Consider the following 24,230-nt stretch of genomic DNA (forward strand, 5'->3'; position numbering starts at 1 on the left):
ATAGTTGTTTCGTTTATAATTAATAGCCCCATTTTTTCATCACGGCCAGGTCTTCCTTGATGGAGTCGAGCGGCGTTTTGCCCTGATACGATTCCTGCTCGATGATGAACAGCGTGGTGCCTCCCGACTTGCGCCCCAGGTCAATCACTTCTTTCGGATTCACGATGCCTTTGCCAAGGATGGTGCTCTCGTATTTGTCGTGACCACCGGCCGGTGCCAGAATTTCATCTTTCACGTGCATGGATTCGAAGCGGCCGGGATATTGACGCACGATGTCGATGGCTTTCACACCGCCGTTGTAGAGGTTGCCGATGTCGAGCTGCTGCATCACCAGGGCAGGGTCGGTGTTTTGCAGAATGAGGTCGTAGACGCTTGTGCCATCGAGCTTTTGGCTGAATTCAAAATCGTGGTTATGATAGCCGAATTTCATGCCCGACTTCTGACACAGCGCACCCGATTTGTTGAACACTTCCATGTAGCGCTTCAGGTCGTCGGCGTTCTGGCGAAGGCTTTCTTCGAGCGAGGGGCTGATCACATATTTTTGTCCCACTATGGCGGCATCTTCCACGGTGTAGCGCCACACATCGGTGAAATCCTTTTTGGCATCGTCCCAATGTTTTTTGCCCATCACGGTGTGGCCACTTGGCATTTTCAAGCCCAGGTCGTCGAGCACTTTTTTGAAGTCTTTGGCCGCATAGCCATAGAATTTGCGGTCGACATAGTTGGCGTGTTCCACATATTTGTAGCCCTGCGCCGCCACTTGCTTGAGGGTGGCCAGCGGGTCGCTTTTCATTTGCTCGCGCACGGAGTAGAGCTGCACGCCCGTCATCTCGGATTTTGCCTTGGCAAACAATACATTGGAAATCATCGAAGTGGCCGCCAGCGAGAGGGCGCCCTTCTTGATAAAATCGCGTCGTGAAGTGTTCATATTCCTATGGGGTGTTTAAAGTTGATAGAAAGGAAAGGTAATGTTTTTATCGAAGAAAATGATAAAAAAATGGTGAGTGGAAAGGGCGTCCTCACAGGCGGATCGGGGCCGTGTTTGTCGTGGCAGGACTTGGCTGTTGAGTATTAGTTGTTCAGGACGTGTGTTGATGTGCCGGTGATCGGCTCATGCGGGCAACTCCAAATAGAATCGGTAGAATCGTGTTTGGTATGTTTTTCAACGCGCATACAATTCGCTGCTAACGTCATGGGTACTTGCAGTGTCGCATATAAATTTTATTGTTCTTTTATGTGAATGAGATAGAAGGTTGATAACACAGATGCCGTATGTGATTCATGTACTTCTTTTCATGCCAATGAAACATCACTTTAGAAATCCACATCCGTCAGAAGACTTTCTTCTGATTTGACGCGAGCTCACCCGTGGCGGGGTATCTACCTCGTCAGGCCGCCCAAACTCACATTGGTTTTTTGCCACTCTCATAAATCCCGTTTTATGTCCTTATCTTCATTGACCATATTACTTGCCGTAACATCCTAATCCGCAACCCTATGTTTCGAAACTACATAACCATCGGCCTTCGCAACCTGGTGAAGAATAAGGTCTACACCTTCATCAACATTTCGGGTCTGGCCATCGGGCTCGCCTGCTTCATTCTTATCGCGTTATACATCCGCGACGAAACGGGCTACGATACAGGCTATGCCAATGCCGACAACATCTATCGCATCAACACACATGTTGACGTGAACGGCGTGTCAAACAACTATCCCACGGCACACTACCCGGCCGCGTTCGACATGGTGCAGGACTATCCCGAAGCTGTGAATGCCACCACACTCTACCGGATGTTTTACCTTTCGAACGTTTTGCCCAAGGTGCGCTATGGCGAAGCACAGTTCGAAGAGAGCAAATTTTTTCTGGCCGACTCCAGCTTCTTCACCGTGTTCGATTTCGACTTCAAATACGGCAACGCCGCCAAAGCCTTCGAGAACACAAACTCTGTGGTGCTGACCGAGGCCATGTCCAAAAAATATTTTGGCGACACCAACCCACTGGGCAAGCTGTTGCAATTGCAGGACACCGTGGCGCTGAAAGTGACAGGCGTGTTGCAACCCCGTAAAGGAAAGTCTCACCTTGAATTTGATTTCCTGGCACACGCCAAGCCGCTACTTAATCAACTCATCGGCTTTCGTGTTGACAATGCCTATGTGGGCCTTTGGTATTATAGCTATGTAGTGCTTCAGCCCGGCAGTTCACCGGCTGCGCTGGAAGCCAAGCTTCCCGCGTTTGTGAAAAAATATTATCCGCCGCGCTACACCGAAAACAATGCGAAGCTCACCGTTCAGAACATAAAAGACATTCACCTTCATTCAAACTTCTCTACCGGCGACATGTCGGTGAACGGCAACATTCAATATGTGTATACGCTTGGTTCCATTGCCGTGCTGGTCCTGATCATAGCCTGCATCAACTTCATGAACCTTTCTATTGCCCGGTTCTCCAACCGCGGCAAGGAAGTGGGTGTGCGAAAGGTGATGGGTGCGGAAAGACAAAACCTCATCTTTCAATTCCTGGGCGAATCGATTTTGATTGCGATGATGTCGGGATTGGTTTCGCTGGCGCTGGTGCGTTTGGCGATGCCGTTGTTCAACCGGTTGGCCTCTGTGCAACTCGATCCTATGGCCATCATCGCGCCCCAAAACCTGTTGGCCATTGTTGTGATCGTTTTGTTCACGGGTCTTCTGGCGGGTCTTTACCCATCGCTGGTGATGGCGGCGTTTCATCCCGTGAAGGTGTTGAAGGGTTTGCACAAGGCGGCCAATCAGAAAATGAGCTTGCGCAAAGTGCTGGTCATCGCACAGTTCACGGTGTCGCTCATTTTGCTTATCGGCACGCTGGTCATTTCGCAGCAGCTGTCGTTCATGCGCAGCAAGGATATGGGCTTCGACAAAGACCAGGTGATGATGATTCCCGTGGGGGGCACCACCATGGCGCGCGATTTTCCGGCGTTCAAAAATAAACTGAAACAGTTGGAAGCCGTGGCGTCGGTCACGCACGTGTCGCACAACCTGGGCCAGGAAACGCTGCCCTATCTGCCCATGATTGTGGAAGGAAAAGAAGACGAGCAGATGTTGCCCATCATGTCGGTGGGCTATGACTTTGTGGAAACATTTAACATCGACGTGGTGAGCGGTCGGTTCTTTGACCAGGGGCACAACAGCGACAGCACGCTCGCCTTTGTCATCAACGAGTCGGCGGCGCGCGCACTCAACTGGACCGATCCCATCGGACGCAAGATGTCGTATGGCGTGGGCGGAAGTCCAAACAGCCAGGTGATTGGCGTGGTGAAAGATTTTAATTTTGATCCGCTGCGCAACAAGGTGGGGCCGCTTGTGATGTATTTCTCGCCCGTGCAAGGCAACGTGGCTGTGAAGGTGAAACCGGGCAGCTATCAGCAGACCATTGCGTCGGTGGAGAAAGCGTGGGGTGAACAGATCACCGACAAACCATTCAGTTTCTATTTTCTCGAGGAAGGTCTGGCCGAAACCTATGCGGCCGAAGAGAACCTGGCAAACGTGTTCAAATATTTTTGTGGCCTTGCCATCTTCGTGGCCTCGCTTGGGTTGTTTGCGCTGGCCTCGTTCAGTGCCGAACGACGCATGAAAGAAATTGGTGTGCGCAAAGTGCTGGGTGCGTCCGAAGCAGGTCTGGTGGCGTTGCTCTACAAGGAATTTCTGGTGTTGATTCTCATCTCGTTTGTCATTGCGAGTCCATTGGCCTACTATTTCTTTGATCAATGGCTCAACGAGTTTGCCTATCGCATCAACATCGGCGTGGTGCCCTATCTCATCGCGGTGGTGTTCATCACCTTCATTGCGTTGATCACGGTGGGCTATCAATCCATTTCGGCCGCGCGCAGAAATCCCGTGAAGGTGCTGCGAAGCGAATGATGATAAAATGATTTGTAATGGAATTTTAATGTGAAGAGCCGTTTTTTCGAACGGCTTTTCACATTTGTTAAAGCTCACAACGTGAACGCAATGGGAACAAGTTGTCGTGCTTTGATGGGTTTGCCCAGGTGTGTGGCGGGTTTCCAATCGGGCATTAGTCTGATGAGGCGCAACGCTTCCTTGTCGCACGTGGGGCAAAGGCCGCGCTCCACGTGTTCGTCAACAATTTTTCCGTTGGTATCTACCCAGAATTCAACAAAGGCCTTTCCTACCACCACGTTGTGAGGCTGCTTCCACTTGAAATTTTTCTTGATAAATTTATTCATGGCGTTGGGGCCGCCGGGAAACTCGGCCGGTGTGTCCCCTGCCACGTAAATGACTTTGGTGACCGTGTCGGTGCGGACAATAACTTTTTGTTTAACCGTGTCAGTGGCTTGTCCGTAGGCACTGAGCATGGCGAAGAAAAAAACTGCGGTGATCGATGCTTTCATGTTGTGGGCTGGTGCTGTTTGGATCTTTTTCGGGATCGCGCATCACAAACCTAACAAAAATTGACGAAGCATCAACGACCCAAAACCTTCGCGAAAAAATCCGGGGCACAGGCAATTTTAAGGATTGCTGACGTTTGCAGGGGCCGGCCATCCCAGTTCAGCCATGCGTCTTCAAAACCTCATTCACTTCGCAGTGACTTCACCGGGTTGGCGCGCGCCGCCTTCCAGGTTTCATAGCTGATGGTGAGCAGGGTCACAACCAAAAGACCCAACAGGCTTGCACCAAACACCAGCAAACTGAGGGGCGCGCGATAGGTGAACCCGTCGAGCCAGTAGCGCGCAATGAAGTAGGCCGCCGGCACAGCAATGAGGCTGGCCACCAGGAATATTTTCACAAACACCCACACAAACAACCCTACCACTTGCTTCACCACGGCACCCAGCACCTTGCGTATGCCCACTTCCTTGGTCTTCTGCTCGGCCGTGTACGACGCCAACCCAAACACACCCATCACCGTGATGAGCATGGCCAACACAGCAAAACTTTTCGCCAACGACGATATTCTACTTTCTGACTGATACATGCGATTAAACTCGTCGCTCAAAAACCAATAGTCAAACCCCACGCCGGGGAATATTTCTTTCCAGGTCTTTTCGATCGACTTGATCTTCTCCTGAAATTTTCCGGGTGGCAGTTTGATGTAGGCAATGCGGTCGATAAAATGAACGCGCGGGTTCAGCATGAGCGGTTCGATGACTTGATGCATAGACCGGAAGGGAAAGTCTTTCACCACGCCAATCACCTTGAAGAGCCGGTTGTTGTCGCTCACGTGCGTGACGGAGGCGCCGATAATTTTTTCGATGGGCCGATTCAACGCTTTCACTGCGGATTCATTCAGGATGAGCGCCGAAGAGTCGTTGAGGTTGCTGGCGTCGAAGTCGCGGCCGGCCACAAATTCGAGGTCGTATGTTTTGGGGAAATCGAAATCCACGTTCAGCTGGTTCCAACGCAGGTCGTCGTCGTGCAGGTCTGGAAACTTTACGTTGGCGCCAATGAAACCGAAGTAGTTAAGTCGTGGAAGGTGGTTGGCCATCGTCACGTGTTCGATGTCTTTGTCTTGAAGCACTGCCTGCTTGAAAGCGGCGAACTTATCTTGTGGCGCGTTGCCGCCATAGCGGATAGAAAGCAACTGGCTCCCCTGCTCGTTCAGCTTGGTGTTTTGCATGAAGCTCATTTGCCGGATCACCGTGATCGTGCAGATGATGAGCACCAGCGACACAGCATATTGAATGGTGACCAGGCTCTTGCGAAACAATTCGGCACCTTGCCCTTTCACCACCTGCCCCTTCAACACTTCCGATGGACGAAAGGCCGACAGGTAAAGCGCCGGATAGCTGCCGGAAAGAAACGCCATGAACACCACCACCATCAACACAATCAGAAGCATGTAGGGATTGAGCAGCGAGGCTACCGTAAAAGTTTTATGTGCCAGTTGATTGAAAGGTTGCAGAAAAATAATCACCAGCACAAGCGCCAGCAGCAGGGCGCCCAGTGTCATAAGACCTGATTCGTAGAAGAACTGTTTGGCAATCTCGCCGCGTTTGCTGCCCAGCGATTTGCGCAGGCCCACTTCCTTTGCACGGCGGGCCGACCGCGCGGTGGCCAGGTTCATGTAGTTGATGCAGGCAATGAGCAGAATCAGGAAGGCCACCGAGCTGAAAATGGCCAACGATTTTTTGTCGCCTTGCGTGTTGTCTTCTTCCCATAGATTTTTTTGATCGAAATGCATGTCTTCCATTTTGATGAGGAAGGGATCGAGTTTGAAACCGTTGGCCACAAAGCTTGAATCGGATTGTGAAAGTTCCTTGGCCATGGTTTGCAGACTGGCTTCAATGGGCTTGATGTCGGCGCCGGGTTTCAGCACGAGGTAGTTCTCGAAAAATTCGATGCCGTTCGAAAAGTTGGTGCCGAACCGGGTGCCTTCCATGTAGGTGTCAAAATTTTCGAGCACGCTTCGCAGGGCGTTCACGTTGAGGATGTATTTTGGTTTGAAGTGCGAGTTGGCGGGATAGTCGCGAAACACGCCGGTCACCATCACATCGATCTCCTTGCCCTGTGTAGCAAAGTTGTGCTTCACCGTCACAATCTGGCCGATGGGATCGTCGTCGCCAAACAAGCGCCGCGCACCGGTTTCGCTGACGACAAACGTGTTGTGATCGTTAAATATTTTTTCGCGGTTTCCTTTCACTAGGTGAAAATCCAGAACGTCGTCGAAGTGCGGTTCGGCCCAGCGGATTTCTTCGGTGAGAATAATTTTGTCTTTGGCTTTGTGGTGCAGCGATGTGGGATAGCCGATGTAGTCGATGCGCACGCCGTTCACCACCTCACTGCGTGTTTCTTTCAATCGCTTCAGCCAGAACCCGGGCGATGTGGTGTTGTCGAACACCTGGCCTTCCCGGTTGGTGAAGCGTGAGCCGATGCGATAGGTGTTTTTGTAGTAGGGATGCATCACGTCATATTGCAGCTCGTCGCTCACATACAGAAAAATGAGGATGGCGCTGGCCAATCCAAGGGCGAGGCCAAACATGTTGAGCAAGGCGAACAATTTCTGACGCTGAAAATTGCGGAGGGCTATGGTGAGGTAGTTGCGCAGCATAGTGGGTGGGGTTGGTATGTTAAAGTACGAACAAAGCACCCAATGAAGTTATCCCCCACGACGCCTGATTTTTCGAACGGGTCATTCCCGCTTACAACGATTGAAATCATAAGAAAAACCGTTTTCAGCTTGGAAATGGCAGGCGCGGGCGGTAAGTTGACTATTCTAAATTTTACACCGACAACATGAATCTGAACATTGACGCCGAGAAGCAACAAACCTTCGATGCCATTGTGGTGGGCACGGGCATCAGCGGTGGCTGGGCCGCCAAAGAGCTGACAGAAAAAGGACTGAAGACACTCGTGCTGGAACGCGGCCACGATGTGAAACACGTGGTAGACTATCCCACCATGACCAAAGATCCCTGGCAGCTGCCGCACGCCAACCGGCTGTCGGACGAAGAGCTGAAATTTTATCCCGTGCAATCCCGCACCAACTGGGTAACCCAGGCCAACAAACACTGGTGGGTGAAGGACACGGAAAATCCATACACCGAAGTGAAACCGTTCGACTGGATTCGCGGCTATCACACCGGCGGTCGCTCCATCATGTGGGGCAAACAAACCTATCGCCTCTCGGATCTCGACTTCACGGCCAATGCCAAAGACGGCGTAGGAGTTGACTGGCCCGTCCGCTATGCCGACCTCGCGCCATGGTACGACTACGTGGAGTCCTACATCGGTGTGAGCGGTCGTGCCGAAGGGCTCGCACATTTGCCCGACGGAAAATTTCTGCCACCCATGGACCTCAACTGTGTGGAAGAAGCATTCCGCGACAAGGTGGCCGAGAAATTTGGTGGTCGCAAAATCACCATCGGTCGTGTGGCGCACCTCACCGCACCGCTTGCGCACGACCCCAGCCGCGGGGTTTGTCAATCGCGCAACATGTGCGACCGGGGTTGTCCCTATGGTGCATACTTCAGCAGCAACGCGTCAACACTTCCGGCGGCAGCCAAAACCGGTAACATGACGTTGCGTCCAAACTCGATTGTGCACTCCGTCATCTACGACGAGAAGAAGGGAAAAGCCATTGGCGTGAAAGTGCTCGATGCCGAAACAAAGGAAGAGATTGATTTCTTTGCAAAGATCATTTTCCTGAACGCGTCCACCTTGGGCAGCACGTTCATTCTGCTCAACTCAACATCAAACCGTTTTCCCAACGGCCTTGGCAATGGCTCCGGCGAATTGGGTCACAACCTCATGGACCACCAATACCGCGCAGGCGCCGACGCGCGCGTGGAGGGATTCGAAGACAAGTATTACATCGGTCGCCGTCCCAACGGCATCTACATTCCGCGCTTCCGCAACATTGGCAATGACAAACGAACCGACTACCTCCGTGGCTTTGGCTATCAGGGTGCGGCCAGTCGGCAGGAATGGTCGCGTGGCGTGCGCGAGATGGCGTTTGGCGAAGCGTTGAAAGAATCGTTGATGGAACCCGGCGGGTGGGGCATTGGCATCACCGGCTTTGGCGAATGCCTGCCGGATCATAAAAATCACGTCAGCATAAACAAAGATAAAAAAGATCGCTATGGCCTGCCCACACTGAACATCGACGCCGAGTGGGGACCCAACGAAAAGGCTATGCGCAATGACATGAAAGTGAGCGCCGCCGAAATGCTGGAAGCCGCCGGCTTCAAAAACGTGAACACCTACGACAATCCCGACAACATGGGCCTTGGCATTCACGAAATGGGAACAGCCCGCATGGGCAAAGATCCTAAAACATCAGTACTGAATAAATGGAACGCCGTGCACGAAGCACCTAACGTGTTTGTGACCGACGGAGCCGCCATGACCTCGTCGGCCTGCCAGAACCCGTCGCTCACCTACATGGCCCTGACCGCCCGCGCGGCCGAGTATGCGGTGAACGAATTGAAAAAAGGAAATCTTTAAGAAACGACATAAACGCTTAACGACGATGAACAGAAGAGAAGCGATTCAACGCACAGCCCTCGCCCTGGGCTATGCCATTTCGGCGCCGGCTCTGGCCGGTGTGCTGAACGGATGCAAAGCGCAACCCGAGCTGCCGTTCCAGCCCGTGTTTTTCTCGGTGCCCGAAGCGGCCACCGTGGCCGAGATGGCGGAAATTATTTTACCCAAGACCTCCACGCCCGGTGCGAAAGATGCCGGTGTGCCCGGCTTTATCGACAGCATGCTCAAAGAAGTTTACAAGCCCCAAGCACAACAAAAATTTCTGGCCGACCTCAAAGCGTTTGACGACGATGCAGAGAAATCATACGGCGAACGTTTTGTGGATCTTGATCCCGAACAGCAACTGGCCCATTTCAAAAGGCATCACGATGCAGCGCTGGCTTCGGCCGGAACAGGCGGATCGACCGGTTGGTGGAACGCAGGCAAAGGCGGCGACAAACCTTTTGTGCTGGTGGTGAAAGAACTGACGCTGCTGGGATTTTTCACCAGTCAGCCCGGCGCTACCGAAGTGTTGCAATACAAACAAGTGCCCGGACCCTATCACGGCTGTGTTCCATTGAAAGAAGTGGGCAAGGCCTGGGCCACGTAGTTTTAGCAGAAGGAAGATCGAAGTATAAAAGCACGGTGTCGCATGCGCCGTGCTTTCTTTTTTAACGAATCAGAAGAACCTGTCCGGACTTCGCGCCCCGAAACGACAGCGGGCGGCCGTCGGCGAGTGAACCGCTCAGCACCCACACGTAGGTGCCCGTGGGAACTTCCTCACCTTTCCACGTGCCGTTCCATCCGGTTTGTGTGGCGGTGTTCACATCTTCGGTCGAAAAAATTTTGTAACCATTAGTGGTGTACACGGCAAAGTGCACGTCCGCGATGCGCGCGCTCCTTAAACGAAACACATCGTTGACGCCGTCGTTGTTTGGACTGAAGGTGGTGGGGACGTATACATCCTCTTCGTTGAACACCGTGACGTTGAAGGTGTAGTCGCGTTGACTCGTACCACCCGATGCGTCGTTGTCGCGAACGTGAACGGTGACCTGCACCGTTCCTGTAAAGCCTGGTGCGGGTGTGAACATGATCTCACCCGCTGTTCCTGACGCATACCGAACCACGGCCCCAAGACCTTGCGATGGATTGACGGTGACCGTTAGCGTTACGGATTGGTCGCCTTCGTTGGGGCCGGCCGTGATACCATCCAGGTCTATTGGCGTGGACACCTCATCCGGTATGCTGACGTCGGCCGGTGGTGTCATGGAAGGCGCATCGTTCACCGGGGTGACCGTGATCATGAAATGCTGCGCCGTGCTTTCATCAACACCCCCCTGACTGGTTCCGCCGTTATCTTTCAAGATAACCGTCACGTTTGCCACACCGTGGGCGTCGGGCGCGGTTGTAAAGGAAAGAATACCTTGTAATGAAAGCGCAGGCCCTGCAGAAAAAAGTGCAGGGTTGTCGGTGTTGACGATGAACGCCACCGTCTGATTCTTCTCCCATGTCGGTCCAGCCGAAAGTTGCGTAGCCCAGCCGTTGAATTCCTGTGGCCCGCCATCTTCCGGCACTGTCACATCAGCTCCCTTGGTGAACGAGGGCGGCTGGTTGGGTTGGATGGTGATGGTGAACATAAACGGAGTGCTGGTGTCCAGTCCACCGTTGGCCGTAAGTCCGTTGTCGCGCAGCAACAACGTTACCTGAGAAACACCGGCGTTCTGACCCGCGGTGAAGGTGAGTGTGCCATCGGGCGCTACGGCGGGACCCACGGCAAACAAGTTAGCGTTGGTGATGCCGGCGATGGAGAATGTCAACGTCTGGCTGGCCTCGTCAGGCGGGCCCGGCGAAATCTGCGAAGCCCACCCGGCGAACGTTTCTGACTGCGACAGCGTGGTCACAACATCCGATGCGGTGAACGTTGGTGCATCGTTCACGGGCAGCACGGTGATGGTGAACGTATGCTCCGCGCGATCGATGCCTCCATGCGCTGTTCCTCCGTTGTCAGACAACGCCGCCGTGACGTGGGCCACCCCGTTGGCATTGTCGGCAAGCTTGAACGAAAGCGTTCCACTCGCGGGATCGATAGATGGTGGTGTGGCGAACAACGCCGGGTTGTCGTTCGATAAGTTGAACGTGAGTGTTTGATTTTTTTCACGCGCGGGCCCTGCCGACATGGCCGTGGCCCACGCGGCAAAAGTTTGTTGAATAAGCGGCGCATCTTCCAGTAATGTAATGTCGCTGCCTTTCACAAACGAAGGCGCGTGGTTTGTGGCGATAAGATGAATGCGCAGGATGGCAGCAGCACTCAATCCCAGTCCGTCGTCAACATTCACGCTGATGGTGTGAACGGAACCCCAGTTGTTGCCGCGATACTGGTAGCCGAGGTTCGACAAGATGTTTTGATAGACGGACGCTGAGGCTTCTCCGGAAAGAAGCAAGGTGCCCGTTCTGTTATTGCGGATCAACGAAATGCACGGCGGGGTGCGACAGGGCGCTCCAAGCGCGAGGCTCCCCGGCCAGTATGTGAGGTCGAGCGGATCGGATAGTTGCAGCACCATGGACGTGATGATGTTGCCGGAAATCGTTAAGGGTGGATTGAGCGGCGGAGGTGGCCATGCCTGGGGCGTCAACGATTCGTAGACGTCCACATCGGCAACAAGCGGTGTCACGGCCGCGGGCATCTCTGCGGTGATGATGCCCAGGTCGCGGGTACCGGTGGCCACTGCATAGATTTTTTTCGCCCACGGCAGCATCAGCAGTTCGTCGCCCATTGGTGTGCCCAGGCCCACGGTGCTGCCGTCGAGCAACACTGCCACGAGCAGGTCAAAGCCTCCTTCAAGGCTTCGGGCATCTGCGCCCGTTAGCGGTGTTGTCACGGTTGAGCCTAAGTTTCCCCACACCAGAAATGTTCCATCGGCGCGCAGCGCAGCGCTGAACATGTGCCCGCCGGCAACGGCAATCACGTTGGTGAGTGTGTCGATACCGTTGAGCTGACCGTTGGTGTTTAGTCCGAAACCTCGCACGGTGCCGTTCGCATAAACGACCAGCGTATGGTTTGCACCGGATGCGATGGAGCGGATCGAACGATTATAAGCCACAGGAATATGATACCGCCCGGTGGGTCCCTGGCCCCACACCGTCACCGTACCGTCGGCAAACAGAGCCATCGTTTGGGGGGCGATGTTGTGGCTGGCCAGTGCTTTTATGTTTTGCAAGCCTGGTGGAACGGCGGTCTGAAAAAAGCCTGTTGTGTTTTCGCCCCACGCCCGCGCGGTGCCGTTGGCGAGCAACGCGGCGGTGTGCTGCGTGCCGTTCGTGATTTGTTTCACGTCCACAACATTGGTGGGCACGTTGGCGCGTGGCGTCCGGCCGGTTGCCTGCACGGTGCCGTTGCTTAGCAACACCGTTGTGAAATCCAGGCCCTGGCGAATGTCTTTCACCGAACGCAACGTCGAGGGCAGACTGTTGCTGTTGAAGGCATTCGTTCCCCAGGCGCGCACCGCCAGCCGGTCGGAGGTGATGGCCAATCCAAACCCCGTTCCTGCAGCCACGCCAATGAGTCCTCCCTGGGAGGGAAGATTCAGTTGGCCGTGTGTGTTGTCGCCCCAGCCGATCAACGTTCCATCGCTTCGCAGCGCAAGGGAGTAGCCGCCTTTTGCCGCGATGGCAATGACATGATCGGCGCCAGCAGGTAGTGAGAGTTGGTCGCCGTCGGCCGGATCATTGTCGCCCCACACCACCAGCGTGCCGTTGGCCAGCAATGCCACAGTGTGATTGCTTCCGGCGGCTACTGCAATCACGTGGGTTAGTCCCGCCGGAACGTCCAGCTGGTGATGTGTGTTGTCGCCCCAGGCCTGCACGGTGCCGTTGGCCAGTAGGGCCACCGTGTGATGATCGCCCGCGGTTATGCCGATGACATCGTGAAGTCCTGCAGGCACTTGCCAGTGTGTTTGCCCGGCGCTTCCCCAGGCCACCACCGTGCCGTTGGCTTTCAGGGCAACGGAGTGGCGTGCACCTGCGGCAATGGCAAATACCTGTCGCAGCGTGGAAGGCGGTGTGATCACATCCGCATCCGATCCTCCCCAGCACACCACGCGCCCGTTGCCCATAAGCGCAACGTTGTGCACGTCGCCCGCAGCAATGGCCCTCACGTTGCTCAGCCCCGTGGGAATCGTCAGCTGCTGAGCGGCATTGTCGCCCCAGGCTATCAGTTGGCCGTTGGTAAGCAGTGCCACGGCGTGGCGCGAGCCTGCAGCCACACTCAGCGTCATGTTGGTGCCCGCCGGAACAGCGTTCAACCCATTGGCCGTGGCGCCCCAGGTGACGACGTTCTGACCAAACGTGGTCATACTGCCCAGCACACCTGTGCTCCATGCAATAAATAGAATTGAAAGTGGTCTCATATGCCTTTTTGGTTTGCGCCACACCGGGGCGAATCAAGGCAATGGTACTGTTGCACACTGAAATGTTTTTGCAGTGGCAGATATTCTGAGCCATCAACGGGCAAGCCGTTGATGTTCAGATTCTTTTTTTAAAGCGAGTGGTTTTCAGACGCGCACAACGCCTGCGTTAGGTAACAGAACGGATAACGCGTGGGCGCGCGATCGCATCTGTTAATTCAATGGACTGGGAATGTAGTCTTTGTCTTCTTCCTGATAGGGAATGCGCAGCGGCGCAATGTCCATGTTGTCGAGCAGCAATGCATCGGGCACGATGTAGGAAACGAGGTTGTTGCCACCCGTTTGCAGTGTGATCACCTGTTTTTCTTTGCCGGTGGCGGCCACGCGTTTCAGGTTTTTTAATCCAAGCGAACTAAGCCGCGCTGAGCGCAACAAGGTTTCGGTCCCGGTTTCCAGGTTCACTTTATACACTTCGGAAATGCCATCGCCACCGGGTGCGATTTTGCGCACGATGATGGCAAACGACAACCCTTCTTTTTTTGCCGATGCGATCAGCTGTTGTTTCATGGCCTGCACAGCAGAACCTTTTTCTACCGACACTTCCACTACGCCCGGGCCGGATGCATGGCCGTTGGCCATCTGACCGGTTTTGGTGAGCGAGCGGTCGTTCAGTTGATTTTTCAGGATGCCTTTTTCCACCAGCACGAGGTCGTCCTGGGGCACCACGCCTTCGTCGTCTACTTCATAGGCGCCGATCAGTGGAATGTTGTTGTAGGTTTTGAGGCGTGTGCGCGCGGTCACGGTGAGTGTATTGTCAACAACAGGCTTTCCAATTTTGGAATCCAGCGAACCGTTGCTTTCCGAACGATAGTCCATCGTGCTGGCCAGGGTGTTGGATGCCGTCAGGTTTTCGCGATAGGCAAACAGCGCCGACAAAAACGCTTCGGCCACGGCTGTGCCCTGAAACAACACCGGGCCGTTGTAGTCTTCTTCCAGCACCGGATTGTCTTTTGACGTAGTAAGTTTTTTGGCCATGGCGTTCACCTGGGCTTTCATGTCGGCCAGCGATGGCAGACCTTCGGGTGTGCGCGCGTAACGCACCAGGTTGTCGAACAGGGGTTCACCTTTTTCCGTTTTCATGATGGCGCCGCATTGCAGAAACGCAATGGTGAGGGGTTTCACAATGGTGGTGCCTTCGCTGTTCACAAAATATTCCTCACCATAGGTGAAGCTCATCGCCACCGCCGAATTTTCGATGACGGGATAGGCTTTGAAGAGCGCCGAAAGCTCCTTGCAATAGTGATTCCATTTTTCCTTGTCGAGCGCATAGGGTTTAGGTTGCTCCAGCAGCGTCACCACGGGCACGGTGGCAAATTCGCGATGGGGCATGTCGGCCAGTTTTTTGTTTTCTTCTTTCAGCGTGCTCTGGTGCTTCTTGTATTTCTGCGCGGCCCCTTTGTAGACCACATCGGTCGATGCCCACAAGGCCCGGCGAATGCCAAAGTAGTCATCGTCAAGCGGCACTTGCAGATCGTTGGCGTTGGGTGGGCTGGTGAGGTTGTTGTCGAGGCTTTCGTCGTTAAAAACATAGTTGCCCACCAGCAGACGAACCGATTTGTTCCGGTCGCGAAAAACGTCCGAGCGCACCAGTCCACCCAGGGTGGCGTTGGCGGTGAACACGTTCAGGTCGGTAATGCCATAGCTGATGTAGAACGGTTTGTCGTGGCCTTCGTATTGCGCCTCGGCAAGCGTGCGTTTCATTTCATCCTTCATGGCTTTGAGGATCACCGACTCCTGCTCTTGCGCGTTGACCGTGACCGTGCCGGCAAGCAGGGTTGAAGCGAGAAGCAGGGCGCTGGTTTTTAATATCGTGATGTGACGCATAGTGTCGGGAGTGTCAGGGATGTGGTTGAATGGTTCCGGGGCGGGCCAGCAGTGTGGCTTCCTGGTGTTGCTTCGGTTTCTTTTGTGTTTCGATGCGGCGCACAAACAGCGATGGCGATGCCGCGCTCACGGGCACATAGCCTGATTCGGCGCCACAAAATCCGATGAAGGTGTCGCGATCATTTCCGGTGGCCTGAATTTCGGCAAACATGGCCAGCGGCGTTCCGATCAGGTCCACGCCGCGCACCAGTTCGTCGGCGCGTCCGTCGGCATAGATGCGATAGACCACGGTGGGAAAAATGTTGAATGCATTGGGGTTGTAGCGATCGGTGATGGTGAAACCACCCACCACATCGCGAAACAGATAGCCATAGGGTTTGCCCTGGCGCTTGCATTCCTTCACCAGCATTTTGCGGAGCTCATCCATCGAAACGCCTTTTGTGGTTTCTACGATCAGGTTCGATTGTCGCGACACCGGCTCCATGCCCAGCGACGCGCGGCCGTGGCCGTTGGAGTGCGACAGGTTTTCGAGCGGCGTGCGCGACATCAGAAATGTTTTCAGCATGCCTTTGTCCACCACCGTCACACGCTGGCTTTTGATGCCTTCGTCGTCGTATTTAAATCCGCCGTTCAGCGGCTTGCCGTCTATTTCCGAAAGTGTGGGATCGAAATACACCTGCAAGGTTTTGGGTAAAACATATTCGTTGATCTTGGCTTTGAACGTGTGGCCATCGTATTCCTTCTTCATGCGATGACCTTCCACGCGGTGGCCAAAGATCTCATGAAAAAAAACACCGGCCGCCGGTGCCAGCAATATGGCCGGTCCGCTGTAGGGTTCTGCCAATGGCGCGGTTTTTAATTTTTCGAGTGTGGCAATCATCTTTTCGATGTCGCTCATAATTTTTTCATCCGAAGGAAAACCCGCGGGCGTCACGGCGTAGTATGAAATGTGAAGGGGAATGATGTCGCCGTCGGTTGCGCGAACACTGCTGTTCACATAGATGTAGGCCGAGGTGTTGTTCTGAACGATGTGCGTGTTTTCGGTGGTCAGAAAATATTTGCGCTGCGACGTGAATTGCAGGCTCACGTCGCCTTCGAGCAGGTCGGTGTTTTTCAGGAAGAGCGCGGAATATTTTTTCAGCTTCTCGGTCCACACCGCAGTCTCGAAACGCGAGGCCAGGCTGGGTTGAGGAGGTTCGTAGTAGGTGGTGGGTTGTTCCTGCGAAAAATCGTCGGTGGTCGATGGGGGTTGAGAGGTGATGCGTTCCTTTGCCTGGCGCGCAGCCTTGAATCCGCGAAGCGCCTGTTTGTATTCCGACTGTGTTGTAGACCACAGCGCCATGCGAACGGCCACTGGATTGTTTTCATACGTGAGGTCCGACGGACCCGAGCCACCGCGAAAATCGTCCATGTCGTCTATGGAAAGGGGATGGGTGTTGTCGAACTGGTAGGTGCCCACTTTCACGCGCGACACCAGCACGCGGCTTTTGTCGCTGCCCGAACGCACGAGGCTTCCGAACGATGTTTTGAGTTGTGCGTGCTCAACATCATCTACGCGGTAGTCGATGTAGTAGGCGGGAACGGGTGCTTTTTTCAAGGCTTCGAAACTGCGTTGCAGTTCGCCTTGCAGGATCGTCATCAACGAATCCTGTGCCAGCAGGGGAAGAGACAGATGAACCAACAACAAGCCCAGGCCCAGCGGTTTGATTATCTTACGGATCACGATTTTCACAATTCAGAAGTTAGAAACGGTGCTTATTTAATCCACCGCATGTATAAAGTAACGGTAAAGTATCGCAAAAAATGCATGAAGGCAAGAGAAGAAAAAACGCCGGGAGAAATGCGAACGATTTCTTCCGGCGTTTTTTTGATAGGCGTTGGTGTGGGGTTCAGGGCTGTTTCACCTTTGCCATCTCCCACCCGATAATGCTTTTCTTTCGCACGGGGTCCCAGCGGTATTCGCCCAGAATGCCGTCTTTGCGAATGACGCGATGGCAGGGAATGAGGTAGGCAATGTGGTTGGAGCCCACCGCCGACCCCACGGCCTGCAGCGCATTGGGGTTTTGAATTTTCTCCGCGATGCCCTGATAGGTCAGCACGTTGCCCATCGGAATTTTCAGCAGCGCTTCCCACACTTTCAGCTGAAAATTTGTGCCTTTCACAAACACATGCAGGCGTCCCGTTTGCGAGGAGGCCACGGGGTTGAATATCCGTTCCACAAACGTGGCGGTGAGCGTTTGGTCCTGGTGGAAAACAGAATTGTGCCAGTGTTCTTTCATGGCCTCGATTTGCGTTTTCGGATCTTCGTCGGTGGCCAGAAACGAAAGCCAGCAGATGCCCCGTTCGGTTGTGCCCAACAGGCAAATGCCAAACGGTGTTTCATGAAGTCCATAGCGGACGTGAATGCCCGTGCCGTGCAGCTTGTACTCCTGGGGGGTCACCCCTTCGAGGGTAGTAAACAGGTCGTAGACCCGCGACTGGCTGGAGAGGCCCGCGGCTTCGGCGGCTTCCACGAGGTTGCGCGATTGTTCGAGTTTTGTTTTCAGAAAATCAACCGTAAGAAATTGCAGGAAGCGTTTGGGACTGATGCCCGCCCACTCGGTGAAGATGCGCTGAAAGTGAAACGGCGAGAGGTGCACCTTTTCGGCAATCTCGTCCAGCTCGGGCTGGCGTTGAAAATTTTTCTCCAGGTATTGAATGGCTTCTTCAATGCGCTGGTAGTTGATATGGTTTTCGTTTTCGGTCAAGAGCATAAAGCTATCATTTTTTGTTGAGACAAAATTGCCACCGCCGGGGCGGCATCTCAACCTGTTTCTTGCGGACTTCGCGTAGCCGGCAGGCATCGCATTTTTGTGGTTTTCCATTATCTTTATCGATACACCCAAACCGACTCTATGAAACCCTCACTACTCTCCTTTTTGTTCCTGGCGCTGGCCTTCACCACACTGCGGGCGCAAACCAACTTCGACACCGTGAAGATCCGGCCCGTGCAGGTGGCCGGCAACCTCTACATGCTGAAGGGCTCCGGCGGGAACATCGGTGTGCTCATTGGCGACGACGGCACGTTGATGGTAGACGATCAGTTCGCGCCCCTGTCCAACAAAATCAACGGCGCAATTAAAACGCTGAGCCCGGGCGACATTAAATTTCTGATCAACACCCACGTGCATGGCGACCACAGCGGTGGCAACGAAAATTTTAAACGCATGGGCGTCACCATCGTGGCGCAGGACCAGGTGCGCGAACGCATGTCGAAAGAACAGGTGAACCGGATGAACATGAAAGTGCCACCCCGCGAAAAAGACGCGCTGCCGGTAGTGACATTTGCCGACAAGCTGAACATTCACTTCAACGACGAAGACATTGAGCTGGTGCACTTCGACCCGGCGCACACCGACGGCGACGTGGCCGTGCATTTCAAGAAAGCAAACGTCTATCATATGGGTGACATGTTTGTGACCTATGGCTATCCGTTCATCGACATCTCCAGCGGCGGCTCCATCAATGGCATCATCTCGTCGCTCGACAAGGTGCTGGGCATGATGGACGATCAATCGAAAGTGATTCCCGGCCACGGTGAGCTGAGCACCAAAGCCGACGTGAAAAAATTCCGCGACCGCCTCGCCGACATCCGCGACCAGGTTGCCGCCGCGTTGAAGAAAGGCAAAAAGAAAGAAGACATCCCCGGCCTGGGCATCACCGACAAGTATGAAGAAGAATGGGGGAAAGGATTTTTGAAAGGAAAAGATTTTGTGTTGATGATTGCCGACAGTTTGAAAATGGCATCGGCGAAATAGGAGGGTATCCCAATCATTAAGAAAAGAGACGTGGAGGTTTACTTCACGTCTTTTTCCTTTTGGAACATGTTGGATTATGCGGCGTCGTGAAAAATGATTCCCAGCGAATAGCGCACACCCGATTTCACCTCGCTCACGCCGTGTTTCATGGTGGCGCGATAGTAGCCGCGCGAGCCTTTCACCGGGCGGAAGTTGGTGGTGAAGATGAGCGCATCGCCCTGGTTGGGTTGCAGCACTTCGGCTTTGGATTGTGCACGGGGCACCTGCTCCGTCAGCACAAACTCGCCACCTTCGTGGTCTTTGCCCGCCTGGCTCAACACAAACACAACCTGAAATGGAAAGTAGACGGCGCCATACAAATCCTGGTGCAGTGTGTTGAAGCCACCGGCTTCATAGCGCAGGATGAGCGGCGTTGGTCTTGGTTGGGCGTGTGCGTGGCAATGGTCCACCAGCGCCTTGTGTTGCAACGGGTAGTCCACACCCGTTCCCAGTTTTTGCATCCACGTGTTGGCCAATTTGGCCAGCGGGGCATACAGCATCTCGCGCAACACCTGGATGGTGGGCGGGAGCGGGTAGTTGAAGTAGCGGTATTCGCCCTTGCCAAACCGGTAGCGTTGCATGTTGATGGTGCTGCGATAGAGCGGGTCGTCGGGATACAACCCCGACAGGTGACGGCACTCGTTGGCCGAGAGCACGCCGGGCAGCAGCGCATAGCCTTTTTCGTTCAGTGCGGTATAGATGGAATCCCAGTTCATAGCCGAAATGTCTTGCATGTTTATTTTTTGGTAAAGGTCATACACAGCATCAGGGTGCTCAACCCGAAACTTGCTGTTCGTGTACGTTTGTTGCCGCTTTCGCGTAAAGATTTTCCTGCCCTAATTTTTCTTTCAAAACTTTTCACGATTTCACTACCTTTCGCGCCATGAAAAAACTTACTACCCTCCTCTATGGCCTTGCGCTCGCGTTTGTGATGGCCGCGTGTGCCGAAAAACCGAACGCAGATTCGTCGGCCGAAGAATGGATTCCCCTGTTCAACAACAAAGACCTCACCGGGTGGGACATCAAGATTGCCCATCACGATCTGAACGACAACTTCAAGAATACCTTTCATGTGGAGGACAGTATTTTGAAAATCGACTACACGGGCTATGATAAATTTGAAGGTGAGTTTGGTCACCTCTATTATCAGCAACCCTTTTCATACTATCGGGTTCGCTTGCAGTATCGCTTTGGTAAAAAACAACTGCAGGGTGGTCCCGACTATGCCTACCTCAACAGTGGGGTGATGCTGCATTCGCAATCGGCGGCCAGCCTTTCCAAGCACCAGTCGTTTCCGGTGTCGCTCGAAATGCAGTTCCTGGGCAGCAACGATTCCATACAACAACACACAGGCAACTTGTGCACACCCGGCACAGAAGTGTTTCAGCACGGAGAAATTGTTACGGCACATTGCACGGACTCCAAGTCGCGAAACTACAACGAGAACGAATGGGTAACCATTGAAGCGGTTGTGCTGGGCGACTCCATCATCCATCACATTCTGGGAAGCGACACCGTGCTCACCTATGAACACCTGCGCGTGGGTGGCGGTTTTGTGAATACAGAAATGAACTGGACCACCGGTGGTTTTGCCGCCGACTCCACACAGTGGATTGCCAAACAAGGTGCGCCACTCATGGAAGGCTACATCGCGTTGCAAGCCGAAAGCCATCCATTGGAATTCAGAAAAGTTGAACTCCTGAACCTGAAAGGCTGCACCGACCCCAAGGCCCTCAACTACAAATCGTATTTTGTGAAATCCGACAATTCGAAGTGTCGGTATAAATGAGCGCGATCACTGTTCCTGTTCCAAAAGAATTTAGCTTCGACGAGGCGTTAACGTTCCTGAAACGTTCGCCGCGCGAACTGCTTCATCGTGTCGAGAACGAAACCGTGAGCAAGGCCATTCGCGTGGGCAACACTACGGCCGCCTTCACCGTGACATTCGAGAAAAACAAGCTGCACGTTCGCCTGCTCACCGACGGCCTCACCCCAGGCCAGCAATACGAGGTGGTGGCCTACATCCGCGAATGGTTCGACCTCGACACCGACCTTAAGCCATTCTATGCCCTGGCGGACAAAGACAAGTTGTTAAAGGACCTGGTGAAGCAACACTACGGCTACCGCATCGTGGGGCAACCGGATTTATACGAGTCGCTCACCTGGGCCATGCTGGGGCAACAAATCAATGTGGCCTTCGCCTACACGTTGAAGCAACACTTTGTGGAGAACTTCGGCGCCACGTTGCAGCACGGCGATCAGAAATATTTTCTATTCCCCGAGCCCGCCACGGTGGCCGTGTTGACGACCGATCAATTGTTGCCGCTTCAATTCTCGCGGCAGAAAGCAACCTACGCCGTCACCATAGCCGAGGCGTTTGCCAACGGAAACGTGTCGAAAGAAAGCCTTCAGGGATTGCCCCTGCAGGAGGCCAAAGAGCGCCTCATCAAAATAAAGGGCGTAGGCAACTGGACGGCCAACTATGCCCTCATGAAAACCTTTCGCTACCCCGACGCCTTTCCCCTGGAAGACGCAGGCCTCTATAACGTTGTGAAGAAATATAAAAAGCTCGACCGCAAGCCCACCGCCGACGAAATGAAAAAGGTGTTTAAAAAATATAAGGGATGGGAAGCATATGCTACCTTGTACTTATGGAAAAGCGCCTAGCGCCTGCACCGACCTCACCCTACATTTGATTTTCTTGACACCATGGCACGTATTCAACTTCAGCTTCCGGATAAATTTTTATATGAGACCGAGATCGCCATTCGCATCTCCGACCTGAACTATGGTGGCCACCTGGGCCACGACACGCTGCTGACCCTGTTGCAGGAAACCCGCGTGAATTTCTATCGCACCCTGGGCATCAAAGACGAGTTGTCGTTGGAAGGCACGGTGGGGCAGGTCATTGCCGATGTGGGTGTGCAATATAAATCGGAAGTGTTTTTTGGCGACACGCTCATGGTTCAACTGGGCGTGGCGGACATCCATAAATTTGGATTCGATATGGTATATCGCGTCACCCAAAAAACTTCAGGCAAAGATGTAGCCATCGCCAAGACGGGCATTGTTTGTTTCGACTATGCCACGCGCAAGATCGCCCCGGTGCCCGCGTCGCTGTTTTCAAAAATAAATCCGTAGACCAACGCAAATATTGATAAGATCATGACTCTGGAAAATGCGCAGCAACAGGTGGACGCGTGGATCAAAACAAACGGCGTTCGCTATTTCAATGAGCTCACCAACATGGCGATGCTCACCGAAGAAGTGGGAGAAGTGGCGCGCATCATTGCCCGTCGTTATGGCGAACAATCGGAGAAAGAATCGGACAAGAACAAAGACCTGGGCGACGAGATGGCCGACGTGCTGTGGGTGTTGATTTGCCTCGCCAACCAAACCGGCGTGAACCTGACGGAAGCGTTTGCCAAAAATATGGACAAGAAAACGCAACGTGACAAAGACCGCCATCACCAAAACCCCAAGCTAAAATGAAATCCTTCTTCCTGCTGCCAGCACTTGCTGCGCTCCTGTTTTCGTGCGCGCAACATCCTGCCGCCGACAAAGTTTTTCTGGGACGCACCTGGACGGCCAACGCCACCAAGCCCTGGGCCGAAGGGGTCGCCATCGTGAGCGACACGCTGGTGGCGGTGGGCACCGAAGAAGAGATACGCAAGTGGATCGGAAAAAATACGGAAGTGACCACATTGCCCAAAGGACAGTTGCTCACGCCCGGCTTCATCGATTGTCATACGCATTTTATTGATGGGGGCTTTGCCCTCTCGGCCGTGCAACTTCGCGATGCAAAATCGCCGGCGGAGTTTATACAGCGCATCAAAGCCTATGCGCAAACACTGCCGCCCGGCGCGTGGATCACGGCGGGCGACTGGGATCACGAAAACTGGGGCGGCGAACTACCCACCCGGGCATGGGTCGACTCGGTGACGATGGATCACCCATTGTGGATCAACCGTCTCGACGGCCACATGTGCCTGGCCAACAGTGCGGCCCTGAAGGCAGCAAACATTCCCGACAACGTTAAGGATGTGGCAGGCGGCACCATTGTGCGCGACAAACAAGGAAAACTCACAGGCATCTTCAAAGACAACGCCATGAATATGCTCTACAAAGTCGTGCCACCGCCCACCACAGACCAGGAAGACAAAGCGCTGGCCACCGCCATGGCCTATGTGGCCGCGCGGGGTGTCACGTCGGTGCACAACATGAGCGGCTTCCAGGAAGTGTTTGAGCGCGCTCACGATGCAGGCAAGCTAACGACCCGCATATACGCCGGCATGATGCTGAGTGACTGGCGGCAGTTGAACGAGAAGGTGAAGCAGAAAGGACACGGCGACGCATGGCTTCGCATTGGGGGACTAAAAGAATTTGTGGACGGATCGCTGGGTTCGCACACGGCAGCATTTTTCAAACCGTTTAACGACACTCCAAAAGATTCAGGCTTCTTTGTGATTGCCCAGGCCGACCTGCACCGCCGCATCAAATCGGCCGACAGCGCTGGTCTGCAAGTGATGGTGCACGCCATTGGCGACAAAGCCATCAACACCCTGCTGAATACTTTTGCAACGATTGAAAAAGAAAACGGCGTGCGCGATCGCCGCTTTCGTATTGAACATGCCCAGCACATTGCGCCGGCCGACATCAAACGGTTTGCCGAGCAGCACATAATCGCCAGCATGCAGCCCTACCACGCCATAGACGACGGTCGCTGGGCCGAGAAAGTGATTGGCCACGAGCGGTCCATGACCACCTATGCGTTTCGTTCGCTGCTCGACGCAGGCGCCACGCTGGCGTTTGGAAGCGACTGGTTTGTGGCACCACCCACACCACTCGAAGGAATTTATGCCGCCGTGACGCGCCGCACACGCGACGACAAAAACGAGGGCGGTTGGATACCCGAACAAAAAATTTCCGTAGAAGAAGCGCTGAAAGCCTACACCATTTCTGCGGCCTATGCATCGTTTGAAGAAAACATCAAGGGCTCGCTCGAACCGGGCAAAGTGGCCGACATGGTGTTGCTGGAAGAAGACATCACCGTCGTGGCACCGCCGCACATCAAAGATGTGAACGTGCTCATGACCATGGTGGGCGGCAAGGTGGTGTACACAAAATAAAAGCCTGTTAAAAAATC

At 54.0% G+C, this 24,230-nt stretch carries 17 protein-coding genes; 9 read left to right on the forward strand and 8 right to left on the reverse strand.

Annotated features, from left to right (window positions below):
* Positions 1-19: 19 nt before the first annotated feature.
* Positions 20-928 (reverse strand): sugar phosphate isomerase/epimerase family protein, encoded by a 909-nt coding sequence (locus tag JI741_RS14765; protein ID WP_202010779.1) that lies wholly within the window; start codon positions 926-928, stop codon positions 20-22.
* 569 nt (positions 929-1,497) lie between these two features.
* On the opposite strand from JI741_RS14765, the gene JI741_RS14770 reads away from it, so the two are divergent.
* Positions 1,498-3,900 (forward strand): ABC transporter permease, encoded by a 2,403-nt coding sequence (locus JI741_RS14770; protein ID WP_202010781.1) that lies wholly within the window; start codon positions 1,498-1,500, stop codon positions 3,898-3,900.
* Positions 3,901-3,974: 74 nt separating this feature from the next.
* Here JI741_RS14770 and JI741_RS14775 read toward each other — a convergent pair whose 3' ends face one another.
* Positions 3,975-4,391: an energy transducer TonB gene (locus tag JI741_RS14775; RefSeq protein ID WP_202010783.1), complete on the reverse strand. Its 417-nt coding sequence runs from the start codon at positions 4,389-4,391 to the stop codon at positions 3,975-3,977.
* A gap of 179 nt (positions 4,392-4,570) precedes the next feature.
* On the reverse strand, positions 4,571-7,048 hold the full coding sequence (locus JI741_RS14780) for an ABC transporter permease (RefSeq protein ID WP_202010785.1): 2,478 nt from the start codon (positions 7,046-7,048) through the stop codon (positions 4,571-4,573).
* A gap of 185 nt (positions 7,049-7,233) precedes the next feature.
* On the opposite strand from JI741_RS14780, the gene JI741_RS14785 reads away from it, so the two are divergent.
* Together JI741_RS14785 and JI741_RS14790 are read left to right on the forward strand one after the other, a co-directional pair.
* Complete coding sequence (locus tag JI741_RS14785) at positions 7,234-8,943, forward strand: GMC oxidoreductase (RefSeq protein ID WP_202010787.1); 1,710 nt, start codon at positions 7,234-7,236, stop codon at positions 8,941-8,943.
* 25 nt (positions 8,944-8,968) lie between these two features.
* Positions 8,969-9,571 (forward strand): gluconate 2-dehydrogenase subunit 3 family protein, encoded by a 603-nt coding sequence (locus JI741_RS14790; RefSeq protein WP_202010789.1) that lies wholly within the window; start codon positions 8,969-8,971, stop codon positions 9,569-9,571.
* Between the two features lie 61 nt (positions 9,572-9,632).
* Here the strand turns inward: JI741_RS14790 and JI741_RS14795 are convergent, their stop codons facing one another.
* From JI741_RS14795 to JI741_RS14810, 4 genes are all read right to left on the reverse strand, one after another.
* Entirely contained in the window at positions 9,633-13,367 is a 3,735-nt protein-coding gene (locus JI741_RS14795) for a T9SS type B sorting domain-containing protein (RefSeq protein WP_202010791.1), read from the reverse strand.
* A gap of 210 nt (positions 13,368-13,577) precedes the next feature.
* The gene (locus tag JI741_RS14800) at positions 13,578-15,248 is read right to left on the reverse strand and encodes a metallopeptidase TldD-related protein (RefSeq protein ID WP_202010793.1); all 1,671 of its coding nucleotides are present in this window, start codon (positions 15,246-15,248) and stop codon (positions 13,578-13,580) included.
* Between the two features lie 13 nt (positions 15,249-15,261).
* Complete coding sequence (locus tag JI741_RS33065) at positions 15,262-16,971, reverse strand: metallopeptidase TldD-related protein (RefSeq protein ID WP_202010795.1); 1,710 nt, start codon at positions 16,969-16,971, stop codon at positions 15,262-15,264.
* 166 nt (positions 16,972-17,137) lie between these two features.
* Complete coding sequence (locus JI741_RS14810) at positions 17,138-18,001, reverse strand: methylated-DNA--[protein]-cysteine S-methyltransferase (protein ID WP_202010797.1); 864 nt, start codon at positions 17,999-18,001, stop codon at positions 17,138-17,140.
* Positions 18,002-18,142: 141 nt separating this feature from the next.
* Between JI741_RS14810 and JI741_RS14815 the strand changes: the two genes are divergently transcribed.
* Positions 18,143-19,045: an MBL fold metallo-hydrolase gene (locus tag JI741_RS14815; RefSeq protein ID WP_202010799.1), complete on the forward strand. Its 903-nt coding sequence runs from the start codon at positions 18,143-18,145 to the stop codon at positions 19,043-19,045.
* Positions 19,046-19,119: 74 nt separating this feature from the next.
* On the opposite strand, the gene JI741_RS14820 is transcribed toward JI741_RS14815, so the two are convergent.
* Positions 19,120-19,818, reverse strand: coding sequence for a 2OG-Fe(II) oxygenase (locus JI741_RS14820; RefSeq protein ID WP_202010801.1), 699 nt, complete (start codon positions 19,816-19,818; stop codon positions 19,120-19,122).
* A 149-nt stretch (positions 19,819-19,967) separates the two neighbouring features.
* On the opposite strand from JI741_RS14820, the gene JI741_RS14825 reads away from it, so the two are divergent.
* From JI741_RS14825 to JI741_RS14845, 5 genes are read left to right on the forward strand one after another with little or no spacing between them, the layout of a single operon-like run.
* Positions 19,968-20,873, forward strand: coding sequence for a 3-keto-disaccharide hydrolase (locus tag JI741_RS14825; RefSeq protein ID WP_202010803.1), 906 nt, complete (start codon positions 19,968-19,970; stop codon positions 20,871-20,873).
* Positions 20,870-21,751, forward strand: a complete 882-nt coding sequence (locus JI741_RS14830; RefSeq protein ID WP_202010805.1) for a DNA-3-methyladenine glycosylase family protein — start codon at positions 20,870-20,872, stop codon at positions 21,749-21,751. Before JI741_RS14825 ends, JI741_RS14830 begins: the two co-directional genes overlap by 4 nt.
* Before the next feature lie 42 nt (positions 21,752-21,793).
* Complete coding sequence (locus tag JI741_RS14835; RefSeq protein WP_202010807.1) at positions 21,794-22,225, forward strand: acyl-CoA thioesterase; 432 nt, start codon at positions 21,794-21,796, stop codon at positions 22,223-22,225.
* A gap of 24 nt (positions 22,226-22,249) precedes the next feature.
* Entirely contained in the window at positions 22,250-22,576 is a 327-nt protein-coding gene (locus tag JI741_RS14840) for a nucleotide pyrophosphohydrolase (RefSeq protein WP_202010809.1), read from the forward strand.
* The gene (locus JI741_RS14845; RefSeq protein WP_202010811.1) at positions 22,573-24,213 is read left to right on the forward strand and encodes an amidohydrolase; all 1,641 of its coding nucleotides are present in this window, start codon (positions 22,573-22,575) and stop codon (positions 24,211-24,213) included. Before JI741_RS14840 ends, JI741_RS14845 begins: the two co-directional genes overlap by 4 nt.
* Positions 24,214-24,230: the final 17 nt, after the last annotated feature.

This window comes from Chryseolinea lacunae (assembly GCF_016735595.1).
GTDB classification, from domain to species: Bacteria; Bacteroidota; Bacteroidia; order Cytophagales; family Cyclobacteriaceae; genus Chryseolinea; species Chryseolinea lacunae.